General features: G+C 64.1%; 9 protein-coding genes. 2 read left to right on the top strand and 7 right to left on the bottom strand.

All coding sequences use genetic code 11. The annotated features are described in order from the left end of the window. The first annotated feature begins 50 nt into the window (after positions 1–50). Positions 51–1,682 (top strand): IS66 family transposase, encoded by a 1,632-nt coding sequence (gene tnpC, locus FJQ54_RS15980; RefSeq protein ID WP_140929411.1) that lies wholly within the window; start codon positions 51–53, stop codon positions 1,680–1,682. Between the two features lie 110 nt (positions 1,683–1,792). Next, positions 1,793–2,113, top strand: a complete 321-nt coding sequence (locus FJQ54_RS15985) for a hypothetical protein (protein WP_140929412.1) — start codon at positions 1,793–1,795, stop codon at positions 2,111–2,113. A 57-nt stretch (positions 2,114–2,170) separates the two neighbouring features. On the opposite strand, the gene FJQ54_RS15990 is transcribed toward FJQ54_RS15985, so the two are convergent. The 7 genes from FJQ54_RS15990 to FJQ54_RS16025 form a co-directional block, all read right to left on the bottom strand. After that, positions 2,171–4,021: a HipA domain-containing protein gene (locus tag FJQ54_RS15990; protein ID WP_140929413.1), complete on the bottom strand. Its 1,851-nt coding sequence runs from the start codon at positions 4,019–4,021 to the stop codon at positions 2,171–2,173. A 102-nt stretch (positions 4,022–4,123) separates the two neighbouring features. Then, positions 4,124–7,018 carry a MobF family relaxase gene (mobF, locus tag FJQ54_RS15995; RefSeq protein WP_140929414.1) on the bottom strand — a complete coding sequence of 965 codons (2,895 nt, stop codon included), beginning with the start codon at positions 7,016–7,018 and terminating at the stop codon, positions 4,124–4,126. Next, positions 7,015–7,785 carry a ribbon-helix-helix protein, CopG family gene (locus tag FJQ54_RS16000; protein ID WP_140929415.1) on the bottom strand — a complete coding sequence of 257 codons (771 nt, stop codon included), beginning with the start codon at positions 7,783–7,785 and terminating at the stop codon, positions 7,015–7,017. Before FJQ54_RS16000 ends, mobF begins: the two co-directional genes overlap by 4 nt. 411 nt (positions 7,786–8,196) lie before the next feature. Further along, on the bottom strand, positions 8,197–8,928 hold the full coding sequence (locus tag FJQ54_RS16005) for a helix-turn-helix domain-containing protein (protein ID WP_140929416.1): 732 nt from the start codon (positions 8,926–8,928) through the stop codon (positions 8,197–8,199). Positions 8,929–9,529: 601 nt separating this feature from the next. Further along, entirely contained in the window at positions 9,530–10,387 is an 858-nt protein-coding gene (locus FJQ54_RS16015; RefSeq protein ID WP_140929417.1) for an oxidoreductase, read from the bottom strand. A 152-nt stretch (positions 10,388–10,539) separates the two neighbouring features. After that, positions 10,540–11,622: an amidohydrolase family protein gene (locus FJQ54_RS16020; protein ID WP_140929418.1), complete on the bottom strand. Its 1,083-nt coding sequence runs from the start codon at positions 11,620–11,622 to the stop codon at positions 10,540–10,542. 25 nt (positions 11,623–11,647) lie between these two features. After that, positions 11,648–13,387, bottom strand: coding sequence for a sulfatase-like hydrolase/transferase (locus FJQ54_RS16025; protein WP_140929419.1), 1,740 nt, complete (start codon positions 13,385–13,387; stop codon positions 11,648–11,650). Between the last annotated feature and the right edge of the window lie 235 nt (positions 13,388–13,622).

A 13,622-nucleotide genomic window follows, 5' to 3' on the forward strand; every position in this document is an offset into this window, starting at 1 on the left:
TCAGCATTTCCGGCTTGCTTCGGGGGCCCGGCGGTGATTCACTCTCCGGTGTGGAAGCCACCCTCACGCCCCTTCCGGACGACGTCGCAGCGCTCAAGGCGCTGCTGGCGGCGGCGACCCGGCGGGCGGATGATGCCGAGGCCCGGCTCGCCCATGCCCAGGCCCGCGAGAGCGCCACCGAGGCGGTGATCGCCCACCTCAAGCTCCAGATCGCCAAGCTGAAGCGGGCGCAATACGGCACCAGCGCCGAACGTACCCGCCACCTGCTCGAGCAGATGGAACTGCAACTCGAAGACCTCGAGGCCGATGCGACCGAGGATGACCTGGCTGCCGAGGCCGCCATAGCGAAGGCGACCAGCGTGACCGCGTTCGAGCGCAAGCGCCCCTCGCGCAAGCCATTCCCCGATCATCTGCCACGTGAGCGGGTCGTCATCCCGGCGCCCTGTGCATGCCCCGCCTGTGGCGGCGAGCGGCTGTCCAAGCTCGGCGAGGACGTGACCGAGACGCTCGAGGTGATCCCCCGCTCATGGAAGGTGATTCAGACCGTGCGCGAGCGGTTCTCGTGCCGGGACTGCGAGACGATCACCCAGCCACCCGCTCCCTTCCACGTGGTCCCGCGCGGATGGGCGGGCCCCAGCTTCCTCGCCATGCTGCTGTTCGAGAAGTACGGCCAGCACCAGCCCCTCAACCGCCAAGCCGAGCGCTTCGCCCGCGAGGGCGTGCCGCTCAGCACCTCGACCCTGGCCGACCAGGTCGGCGCGGCAACGTTTGCCCTCATGCCGCTCTACCGGCTGATCGAGGCCCATGTGCTGGCCGCCGAGCGACTGCACGGCGACGATACGACGGTGCCGGTGATGGCCAAGGGCAAGACCGATACGGCAAGGCTCTGGACCTACGTCCGCGATGATCGGCCCTTCGCCGGATCCGATCCGCCGGCGGCATTGTTCCATTACTCGCGCGACCGAAGAGGCGAGCATCCCCGGGCGCATCTCGCGTCGTGGTCAGGGATCCTGCAGGCCGATGCCTACGGCGGGTACAGCGAACTCTATGCGGAGGGGCGCCAGCCCGGCCCCGTGCTCGAGGCGGGCTGCTTCGCCCATGCGCGGCGCAAGTTCTTCGAGCTGGCCGATGTCGCGGCCGCGGCCCGGCGCAGGAGCCGCAACGAGCGGACCGGCATGATCTACCCGATCGCGCTGGAGGCGGTGCAGCGGATCGATGCGCTGTTCGATATCGAGCGCGGTATCAACGGCAAGTCCGCTGCCGACCGGCTCGCGGTCCGCCAGGAGCTGAGCGCGCCGTTGATGGCCGAGCTTCACGCCTGGCTGACCAGCCAGCTCGCCAAGCTGTCGCGCAACCATGATCTCGCCAAGGCCATCAACTACATGCTGCGGCGCTGGGACGCCTTTACCCGCTTCCTAGACGATGGCCGTATCTGCCTCACCAACAACGCGGCCGAACGCGCGCTGCGCTGCGTGCCGCTGGGGCGGAAGGCTTGGTTGTTCTGCGGGTCCGACCGCGGTGGCCAGCGGGCGGCGGTGCTCTACACGCTGATCCAGACCGCCCGGCTCAACGATGTCGATCCGCTGGCGTGGCTTGCCGATGTGCTGGCGCGGATCGCGGATTGCCCGGTCAGCAAGCTTGGCGAGCTGCTGCCTTGGAACTGGCGAACCTCAAAAGTCTGATCTTCAGTCGCTGAACTTCGGCAACTCCGGGCAAGGCGCCCAAGCTCCAGTCAGAAGCATCGCGGCAAGCCCCACTTGCGGACACTCGTTAGATGCAGCAAACTCATGCCATGTCACCCTATGCCGAAGTGGATCCGATCATTGACGTTTGGGCAGCGGCGACAGTGAAAAAGCTCTTCACAGAATGGGCAGGCCGACCTGCTAGGTTTGCCTATTTGCCTGGTTTGCGCCCATTCGAATGCTTCCAAATCTCGATTAATCCTCCTCTTGGTGGTCATGTCGCTGTGCTCGCTCGATCCGTCGATACTGACGATGAAAGCGAATTCAAACAGTGCTGGGAAGGCGCAACCGAGACCCTTTCCACGATGCTCGATGAAGCCACAGACCAGGTACGAGCATGGGTAAACCGATCACCGGCGACTGGCGGCTAACCACAAAATATCGCCGTTCCGCGGCCTTCGCCGGATGGCTACGTTTGGACCGTCCGTTTACGGTTTGATCTCCAACCCCGCGCAGCGATCTGCGATGAGCGTCGTCATCTTGTCCCGAACTGTCCGCACACTCTCCAACTCAGCCGCGAACGCGGGCAGACGTAGGGCGGGCGCGGCTGCCGCGACCAGTTCAACGAGCTCGGTCATGGCCACATCTGCCTTCCCCTCGGCCAGCCCGATGGTCCGCGCTGCTGCCAGAAAATCCCCCCGCGTCAGGCGATCATCCTTGCCGTTGAGCTTCAGCGCCATGCGGTCTCCGCCCAGGCCAGGGAAGACCCGCGTGGTAACCGCATCATAGAGCGGCGCGAACCGAACCGAGGTGAACGCCCTCCCACCCGGCTCGGCGATCTTGAGCAGCGCGAGGTTCTTGAGGTGCATATCGCCATCGGCGATCAGCCAGGCGAACACTGCGCGGCGGAACAGGATCTCGAGATCTGCTGCAGGATCGGTGGAGAGAGGCCGCAATCCGCGCGCCATGCGCTCGATGGTGCCGTCATATTTTGCCGAGGCCGGGAGATCGAGGACGGAGCAGAAATCTTCCAGTGCAAGCCGCCGTTGGTCGTCCGGGCCATGGCGAATATCGAAGCGCTCAACCACGAGCGCGGGCGACATGCCGTCCGGCATCGGCGTCAGCGCGACCTCCGGCACGGCAAAGTCGGCGGCGCGGCCCAGTTCCAGACAGAGCCATTCGACGATTGGCAGCATCTCGAAGCCGGCGGCGCCTGCGGGCTTCAGGATATGCGTGAATGGCAGGTCGATCGCCGGCAAGAGGGCGCCATCGGCCGCAAGGTGCATCGGCCCCTTGATCTGGACGCCCGACAGCCGAGGCGTTTCGGCCCGGGCAAAGATGCGCGCGAGGTTCTGCTCGAAACTCTCCTCGATCACACCGCGCGTCGGCCCCTCATAGCGGCCGGTGAAGCGCCCCCCCTCGACGAAACCCGCCAGTCTGGTCGTCAGGATATCCGCCGGCAGGCCTGCCAGTTCATCGCGCGCCTCAACCACGGTGACATTGGACATGTAGCGCCGCCCGCGCTTCAGCGCCTCGCGGTCGTCGCGCTCATGCAGCACCTGTGCCAGCCAGCCTTCCGGCAGCAGCGATTCGATAAAGGCCGGGAGTTTGCCCGGTGTGGTCTCGCGGACCAGGGCCGGGCCTGAGCGCCGGGCCGGCTTCCAGCGCCACTCAAAGCCATCATGCATCAGGCGACCCAGAGGCTCGCCATGCCAGGCAATCAGCAGATCGAGCGCGGCCTTGTTGGCGGGCACCTTGGCCGCTCCCGGCTGCACCAGAAGAAAGCGTTCGGCCCCTTCACCCTCTCGATACCAGCCATTCTCGCGCGCCAGTGCCCAGACTGCATCGGCCGCCTGCTTCGGCGTGCCGTGCTCTTCGACCAAGCGCGCGGCCATCTGCACACGCATCTGCGCCGTGATCGCGCTGGCATGTTCGCTGCGCAGGCGAAAGGCTTCCAGAAACCGCTGTCGTGGTGACGACACGTTGATGCGGAGTTCTCCCAGCTCATCGCCAACCGCCGCTGTCGCCGTCGAGGGATGCGGGGGCGCTTCGTTCTGGACGATCTCCAGGCTGCGCAGCCGGGTCCGCTGGTTGCGGCGACCGCTGATGAACAGCCGTCCGTCCGGCGTCGGCGCGAGAAGTACAGCGCTTGCCGACGACAGATAGGCGTTGGGATAGAGATAGTGCGCGATGCGGACCGCATGGCCCAGAATCGCGGCATCGGCATCGGCCTGCCTGTCGACATAGATGCCTCGCACGAGCTGAACGAGTTCGCCCGCCTGCGCCCGTTGGTGCGCGCGCTTGGCATCGATCGTTTCGCCAACCAGATGGATGGTCATCGGCATATCCCGTATCTCAGATGCGTGATAATTTCATTGTCGGGCCGTGAAATGCAAGAATTATCTCGCATCTCAGATGCGCGATAATTCCAAAGTGAGATGCTACCGCTCAACGTCCCGTTGCCTCGTCTGTCCCAGTGAACTGGTGATATCGGGTTCCCGTTCCGGTGATTTCCGGAGGACAGTGCTATTGACCGCCTCGATCGCCGACGTCTTGTCACCAGCGTTGCCGGCCACCGAGCGTTCCAGCCCTCTGGCACTATCAACCACCAGCGTCGCATGTTCGGCGATCCGGGTGATGGCGACCAGGAATGAACGGGTGGAGTTCAACATCTTCTCCCGCTCGCTCATCAGGATGATGCCGCGTTCGGCGGTCATACCCTGCGCAACATGCACGTTCACGGCATAGGCCAGATCGAGCCGTTCCAGCATCGGGTCGGTTCGGGCGAGGGTGTGACGGTCGCCATTGACGGTGCGCACTGACACCATGTTCCGATCCAGCTTCTCGATGTTCGCGATATCGCCATTCAACAGGCCGCGCTCCCGGTCATTGTCGGTCCAGCGGATGCGGTCGCCTTCAAACAGCGTGATGGTCTTTGGCTCGAAGATCGAGACCGCATCATGGGCAAGGTTGCGGGGCAGCCGGTCGGGCTGGTACTGCCGAACGGTTCCATCGGCCATGCGGAGCTGAACCTTGCCATCGTCCGCCCCGTACACCTCGCCGCGATCCCCGCGCGCGAACCCCTGGCTCGGCAGGCTGGTGCGGAACTCAACGGTCCGGCCCGGCTGATAGCCCTTCATCTGCCGGGCGCCTTCTCGGGTGATGGTCACGCGGTCGAGTGTGTCGAACCGCTGACCTTGTCCTCCCAGTTCCCCACGTGCGATGCGCTCTTGCTGGACCGCCACATTGGCGGCCGTTCGCATGGCCCTGCCGGAGGCGAGCAACAGCGTCTTGTCTCTCTGCTCTGCTGACAATCCAGCCCATAGCCTCGCGGCTGTCTCCGGCCCCTTCGCGAACGGTACTTCACGGGTATCCGGTTTCAGCACCTCGAACGCCCGCGCCATATCCGCGTTCTCCAGCGCGGCGTTTAGCGCCAACATTTGCGGTGACCGGGCGCGCAGGTTCTCGGTGATGGTAGAAGTGAACACCGCATGCGTCTGCAACAGCTCGAACGGCTTTCCGGCTTCAATGGCTGGCAACTGCTTCACGTCGCCGGCCAGGATCAACCGCGCCACCTCCGCCCGGTTGGACAGATCGATCAGGCGGGCAAGGCGCTCATTGCCGATTTGCGACGCCTCGTCGACGATGATGACGGACCCGGACAACGTATCGTGACCTCTGGCCATCTGCTCGGTGCTTGCCGAGCCATCGAGCACGCGACTGAACTTGCCAAGGAAGCTGTCAACCGTGGAGGTGGGCGCATCGAGCTTCGCACCAAGATCCCGGGCGGTGCGGCCGGCATGGGCCAACGCGAACACGCTTCGTCCTTCCGCCTTCAGCAGGTGCGCGACCGATATCAGCGCAGCGGATTTGCCGACGCCGGCGCCGCCCTGCACCAGCACCACCCGATCGGTGGACTGCAGGATATCCACCCCCGCCTGCTCCTGCCCCGGGTTGAGCCGACGCAGACCCAAGTCGCGCGCCGCCTGCTGCAGGCGCGGCCCGGTCTCAACCCCCGTCGCCAGCGGTGGAACGGCATCACGGCCCGCATGCGCCAAGGTGATCACCCGCTGTTCCAGCGACAATGCCGATTCCGTGGTCATGAGCCGCTCGCCACCTAACAGCAGCCCACGCCCGGTCAGGTGCGCAATGCGTGCTTCTACATCCGCTACGGTCACTGGCCCGCCACGTTCCAATGCCGCGCGGATGAGATCACTGCGATCGAACGCCGCTTCGCGCTCACCAAGTTCGCGCGCGGCGGATGCAACCGCCTGCGCCGCAGCATAAGCGCGAGGGTCAAGCCGACCCAACCGTTCCGGCACCAGCGGATCGCCATCCCTCGGCGTCAGGCCCATGGCGGACACGATCGCCAAGCCTCGCACTCCGATACCACGCGCATTTTCCAATGCCTTTGACCAGATGGTTTGCTGGCGGGCGCTACGGACAATAGCATCGGCGATCAAATCACGGCCATCGAACCCGACGCGCTCCGCTGTCTCCAGCCATTGCGCCTGCCGTTGCTCCGGACTGAACTCCGGGTTTTTCGCTTGCCGGGTCGCGAGGGCCGCGAGTTCCCGTTCGCGCGGGCTACCTCGGTCGCCCTTGGCGAGAGCCTCGAGGATTTCACTGCGGCGGGTGGAGAAGGCTTCAACCACCTCGCGGGAGACACCCTTGACCTCGAACGCGCCACCGACAGGATTTTTTGCCGGGACCGTCTCATAGCCCAGCGCCTCCACGCGGCTGCGCAGCTCCGCATTGTGGATGGCGCCCAACTGATGCTGGTTCTTGTAGAGCTCGTCATTCCGGATAGCATGCCACTTCTGGTCCGACGCGAGCGTGGCGTTCGCCAGCACGACATGCACATGCAGCTGCGGTTCCTGATTGCGGTTGACCGTGTGCAGGAATGTGGCGGCGACCAGATTGCCGGTCTTCTCCACCTGCTGAGCCTGCATGTCGGAGTTCCAGACCCGTGCCTCGATCAGGCTTTTCTCAGCCCATGTCAGTGTTGCAGACACCGATTCCCGGAAGGCGATCGTCAGCCGCTCATCCTTTGCCAAGAGCGCCAGCAGCGACAGAGATTTTGGCGCGGAGAAGGTGATGTCAGTGCCGGGCCGGTGATCACCTCTCGGGGCGGCGATCACCGCGCCATTGGGCAGTCGGCCTTCCAGCACCTCAGCGAACACCTGTTCGTCCACTCTTCCAACAAGGCCGAGCTTCTGCGCACCGGCCCCATACCATGCGCTGGCGTCGATTGCCTCCCCTGTGCTGTAGTAGTTGTCGGCTCGATAGTAGCTGGAAGCTGCAGCAGCGGATCGCAGGGCGGTGACGTTGATCACCGGTCCGCTGCCTTGATCGCGCGAAGAGCGCTCTGCCGCCGTTCTTTGGGCATCGTGCAATCATCAACGCCAAACCTCCGGTTGATCATCCGGCAGACATGTTCGTCGTCCGCAATCAGCCGGTTCGCCACTGGCACCGCCAAAGGCTGGACCTGACCAGCCAGAAGCAGGAACACCAACGTCGACACGACGCCAACCATCGCCGCGCAGACTGACAGAAAGCGGAGCGACAGCACACGATCATCGCCCAGAATCAGGTTGTGCTGAACACGCGGCGCAGTCGCAGCCACGCGAACGGCTTCAAGCTGCTCGCTGACCTGATCCAGCACTGGTTTCTGCGCCTCAATCAGGCGGTCATTTGCTGCCTCGACCTCTGCGCGAACCTCCCTCACCTTCTCGACGAAGGGTTGGTAAGATTGGCGATTCATCTCGTTGATGCGGGCAGTAAGATGCTCCCGTGCCGCCTGTATTGCCTGTTCGCTGGCCACAAACTCTTCAAGACGCCGCTTATCGTGCCGCTGATTTGCACGCTGAGATCGATCCAGTTCCATGATCAACTCACGGACCTGGATCACCAATGTGCTCAGGCTCGTATCGATACGCGGCCCGTCGTCGGCCTGGAACGCAAGCCGGCCTGCATCATGTGCCTCCACAACCTCTTGTGCGGCTGCGCGCAGGAGGTCCGCGCGGGATTGACGGCGTGCCGCCGCCACGCGGTCGATGCCGGCGACGAGCCGATCATCGTAGCTCACGTTGATCTGTGCCATCAGGATTCTCCCGCCTGAGCACCTGACGCGCAGGGCGCGGAACGGGAGGGCGACATGCGAAGACCACGGAGACGAACACACGCTATCTGTTTGATATAGAAGGCTTCTAGTGAAGCTGCCGGCCGTGTGCAAAGCTTGCACCCAGCTTCTCCTCCGTGCCTAGAACTCGACGTAGAGACTAGATGCGAGCAATTACAACGAGTTGCCTCATAACCCTTGCCACTCATGGGTAGCGTGGTGTGTGCATTTTCTACGCACCAGTTGATGGAGGGAAGATGCGTATCGGGCTTGGGAAAGCGGATGCTGGCACGGCTCCCTCCTCTCGAAAGGCGGCATCGCCCGGCCCTTTCGAACATGGCTGCAATAGCACCGTTGCCCAGGGGGCTCATGCCCGCTGATGAGTGCACAGCGTCACAGCGGACCTCCTGCGAAGCTGCCGTCAGAAGCGGCTCGAGAATGGGTTACGGCTTGGGTGCCAGACGGCAGGGTTTGCGCGCGAAGCCCTGCGAAGCCGGTGGCGATCGCGATCCGGCCCAGTTCCTGCTGTCGATTGAGAATGACCCTCCGCAACGTCTCGGAGGGCACCAGCAACAACAGATGCTCCCCCACGCGCATGGCCTGGCAGGGCTGGAGCAGGTTGCGGTAGGCACCCTCTCCGATCACCGTCAGGGCCTGACGTCTGAACTCGGCGGCCTCAGCGCTCTCGCCCGCCACTTCGGTGCAGATGGGCTCGTCAGGTGGCGGCTTTGCCCGTTCCTGCCGTGATCGGCGTTCCGCCGCCGGAAAGGGGGTAAGGGGGATTCTATGGTGGTTCTTAAATGTATTGCCCGCAACTTCTGCGGGGGTCGGCGGCAAAACCTGCGGGGGTGCAGAATCTGCGGGGGTGCAACTATTGCGGGGGTGGACGAGGTACATGCAGCCCCGCCCCGGGCGTTCCTGGCGGGTGACATGGCCGGCGTCGACAAGACGCTTGATGATCGACTGCACCGTCCGTTCGCTGGCTCGCGTTTTGAAACAGAGCTTCGGGATCGACGGCCAGCAATAGCCATCATCGTTCGCCCAGTCGGCCAGCGCCAGCAGCACGAGCTTGTCGTTCCCCGACATCTCGCTTTCCCACGCGATGTTCATGAGACGAATGCTCATATTCTGCCGGCTGCCGCGATAGACAGTCCGCAAAATTCTCTAACGATTTCAACGAGCGAGAAGGCAAAATTAGCCAACCCAACCTGTTGATAACAAAGACATCTTGGACTCCAGTCGGGACCACCACCCTTATTGTCGAGACCGGTTTAAACTGACTCGAAAACCCGCTTATAGTGCTCACGATAAACTCGTGGGCGATCGTACTGCGTGGCAGCATGATTCTCGAGCGAACTGAAGCAGCCGATCGAGCTGGTTCGAGCGCTTGGCGTAAGGATCTCCCGACCGCGTCAGCGAGTTTGAAATCGGCGTCGCGGTATTCGCCGCCGACATCGCCGCCGTTTCCGCTTTTGCACTCGCTCGCTGATACCCTCCGGTCGTTCATACGGGTAAACCGGCTTCCCGGAGATATTGGGAAGCCGGAGTTTTCAAATTTCGGTTCGCTCGGACGGTGTCAGGGCGTCATCGACATCTACGCCGAGGTATCTGACGGCATTTCGATATTGGTATGGCCGAGCAGGATTTGCACGCCTCGAAGATCGCACGTGGCCTTCGTAAACTTGCATCAGGCTGGGTCATGGTCGATCCTCTTTCAGGATGAAGGTCAGGCCCAGCTGTTGGCGGCGGCGCTTTCGTCGCCGAAATCGGTGGAGCGGGTCAGCGCATCCCAGGCGTCATATTCCGCCGCGAGTTCGGCCAGCTTGCGGTCCACCAGCGTGCGGGCGTCCGAGCCCAGCAGCAGGTGCGCAGGCGGGTTGTCGCTGCTCACCAGCTTCACCACCGCCTCGCCCAGCTTTGCGGGATTGCCGATCTGCTTGCCGCTCATGGCAAGCCGCTTTTCGCGGATCGGGTCCATCAGCGCATCATAATCGGCGATAGCTCGCGGGGCGCGGTTCATGGAGCGCCCGGCCCAGTCGGTGCGGAACGAACCCGGCGCTACCGCCGTCACATGGATGCCCAGCCCCTTCACTTCCTTGCCCAGCGCTTCGGAAAGCCCCTCCAGCGCGAATTTGGAGCCATGGTAGAAGCTGAGGCCGGGCAGCGTGATCAGGCCACCCATCGAAGTGATGTTGATGATATGCCCTGCGCGACGCTTGCGCATGGCGGGCAGCACCGCCTGCGCCACCGCGACGGCACCAAAGACATTCACCTCGAACTGGCGGCGCAGGTCTGCCATCGTCGATTCCTCGAACGTGCCTTCATGGCCGTAGCCCGCGTTGTTCACCAGAACGTCGATCGGGCCGACCTCGCGTTCCACCCGGTCGATCGCCGGCCGGATGGCGGGCTCGTCGGTCACATCCAGAATGATGCCGAACGACCGGCCGGGGACCAGTGCCGTGAAGGCCGCCTGCTGCTCCTCGCCGCGCAGCGTTCCGACCACCCGGTCGCCAGCCGCCAGCGCCGCATCGGCAATCGCCCGGCCAAAGCCGGAGCTTACGCCGGTGATGAACCATGTCTTCATAAGGACTTCTCCTGATCTGGATGACGGTGTTGCCGTCGCCACTGCTATATGCACCGGCAAGGCCGTCGATGAGAGGCCAGCAGCCGCGTGCCTATTGTTTCATCCCGATTTCTTGGTGCCTCAGCGGTCCGGGGGCCGGGGCGGCGTGTTGATCAGCGGTTTCGCGTTCGGTCTACGAAACGCAGGATCGGCCGCAGAGCCGCACCTCGGACACGCTGCTTCAACGTCTGTGGCCGATGCACCTCCGGGGCCGATGGGGTCTCTCCCGGTGCGGCGAAGCGGGGAAACAGCGACAGTGCGTTCGCCCGACAGACTGCGCTCCGCTGCTGCGAGTCCCACAGGGGCAGAGTGTCGACCTCCTTGACCTGAAGGGCCGTGACAGGCGCAGGGGCGAAGGGAAAGTCGCTGCCGAACAGGATGTGGCTGTGATCGACCAGTTGCCCGAGCGCCGCCATCGCGAATGGAGACGGCGAGAGCGCCGTGTCGAAGTAGAAACGGCGCATATAGGTCAGCACGCCTTGCGGCGCGCGTTCGGCGAAGGCCGGCATCATATTGGCCAGCGACAGTCGCCACGCCGCATAGGGCAGGAAGCCGCCGGCATGGGCCAGAATCCAGCGGATTCGCGGATAGCGCTCCGGCACGCCCATCAGGATCAGGTTGAGCGAGGCCCGCGTGGTGTCGCACAGGAACTCCATCAGGAATCCGGGCATGTTGAGGCCCAGCGTCTCGCTGCTCGGATGGAGGTTCGGGTGGATGAAGACCACTGCGGAGCGCCGATCCAGCTCTGCCATCAGTTCCTCGAAGCGTGGATCGCCCAGAAAGACGCCGTCCACGCTGCCCAGAAGCACCACGCCGTCTGCGCCCAGTACATCCAGCGCATGGATGGCCTCTGCGCACGCGGCGGCGGTGAACGGCATGGGAAGGATGGCGAACGATCCGAAGCGGCCCGGATGGCGCGCGGCCATGTCGGCGGAAAACTCGTTGCAGGCGCGCGCCAGAGACCGGGCTGCGGCCTCGTCGGCGAAGCGGACGCCGGGCGCGGAGACGGAGGTGATCGCCGTTCCGATGCCATGCAGGTCCATGATGTCCAGCGACTGCTGCGGGCTCCATTTGGGAACCGGCCCTCCGGCCATGTCGGAGATGCCGTGCCGGGCCAGCGCCTCCAGCAGGGCAGGGGGCAGCAGGTGATGGTGGACGTCGATCCGCCCGGAAGCCTTTGGTGGGGAAGGGCTCATGCGTTTGTCCGTGTCATGGGCGGCGTCAGGCGCGCCAGATGAAGTCCGGGCCGGGCATATGCCGGCCGTCGTCGATGCCGATCTCCCGCGCGATCAGCCGATTGAGCTTGGCGTTCATCAGCAGGATCAGATCACGGGCCGCTTCCGGGTTCGCCGCGAGATTGCGGGTTTCGCCCGGGTCCGTTTCGGTATCGTAAAGTTCCAGATCGTTGCGCGCGACAAGGTCTTCCCACGCAAGCGGGGTGTTGTGACCAGTCGGCGCAAAGTAGCGCGCGAACTTGTATCGCCCGTCGAAAACCCCGCGCATCTGGCCCCGCTTGGATAAAACACCGCGAAACTCCGGCTTGACCAGCGCTGTCAGGCTGAGCGCCTGCCCGCGCTTGCGCGCTTCCTCGAAGGCGAGGGACGCCAGATGGTCCTGATAGATCAGGCTGGTCCAGTGCAGCAGAAGCCCGTCGCCCGTCTGGCGCGGGTCCTCCTGCGCCGGATCGAGAATCACGGTGCTGAGGTCACGCCCGACGAGTTCGGGAACGTCCTGCCGGACCGCTGCCGGCGCAACGCCGGCCAGCCCCAGCAATGTCGGAACCATGTCGATATGGCTGGCGAGCGTGGGGGTGGAAACCCCGCCCGGCCGCGACGGGTGCCGCACCAGCAGCGGGATTTGCGTCGCCTCCCGATAGGGAAGAACGCCCTTCCCCCTGATTCCGTGCACGCCCAGCATCTCGCCATGATCGGCGGTGAGGACCACGATGGTGCGGTCGGCCTGTCCGCTGGCGTCCAGCGCATCCAGCAGGCGCACGATGTGGGCATCGCTCTCGCGAATGCAGTTGTAGTAGTAGTTCACGAACTCTGCGGCGGCTGCGCTGTCCTGCATATCCAGTTGGCCCAGCGCATACTCGTCCGTCAGCGCATACTCCGCTGCGGCAGGCAGTTGGCTACCGGGCGCGACTGGCCCGAAGTTGGCGGGCGGCGGATAGCCGAGCGCTTCCCGGTAGAGCGGCGTATCCGGCGGACGCGAAAGCGCATCGGGGTAGAGGATCTTGCGCGTCGCGGTCATTTTCGGGCCGGACGTGTAGTACATGATGTCGTGCGGGTTCAGGATGTTGACGGCGGCGAACCATGGCGTCTGCGCCGACTTCTGCCGCTCCAGAAAGGCGACGGCCTTGTCGGTCGTCTGGCCGTCCTCGTCATGCCCTCCAAGGGGGCCGTCGATCTCGTGGCCGGTCCCCGTCTCATCGAAGCCATAGCTGAGGATTTCGGCCTGAACCTCCGCCTCGGACAGCGCCTTGCGGCGGGGGCCATGGAGCTTGCTCAGATGCCACTTGCCGAAATAGGCGGCGTGATAACCGGCCGCGCGCATCAGCGTGCCCAGTGTCGGCACGTCCGTCTTCAACTCCGGCGCATAGGGCAGCGGCATATTCTCCCACACGCCGTTCCGCTGGGAATGCTGGCCGGTGTAGAGGATCGCCCGCGCGGTCGCACAGACCGGCGACGGCGTGAAGGCGCGGGTGAACGAGAGAGATTCCCGCAGCAACCGGGCACGACCGGGGCAGTGGCGCTCGATGAACCCCTTGGGCAGCAGCGACCAGGCCTGTTCCTGATCGGTGGTCACCAGAAGGATATTATAGGGTTTCGCGCCCTTTGCGACAGGCAGCCGAAGATTGGGCTGACCGGCCGGGCGGGTCGCCATCCACACCGCCGCGGCGCTTGCGACTGTCAGCGCACCCGCGCCCGCGAGCAGCTTTCGGCGCGACCAGAGCCTCATGGCTTTCCTCCGTCACCCGTTGCGGGTCGATCACGGCCTCCATCCGCCCGCGCGCGGAACCGAAGCGGCCAGCCGACGTCGACGGGCGCGGGAAACGCGGTGCGCGTCGGTGAAAAAGCCATTTTCTCCCCAAAATCTTGCATTAGACTAATTATGTTATGTTTAGACAGATATGATCAAAAATATCAATAGCGCGTCACATTGCCATCCGCTTAATAATCCCGACTGATGACAC

The sequence above is a fragment of the Sandaracinobacter neustonicus genome, from assembly GCF_006385875.1.
GTDB classification, from domain to species: Bacteria; Pseudomonadota; Alphaproteobacteria; order Sphingomonadales; family Sphingomonadaceae; genus Sandaracinobacteroides; species Sandaracinobacteroides neustonicus.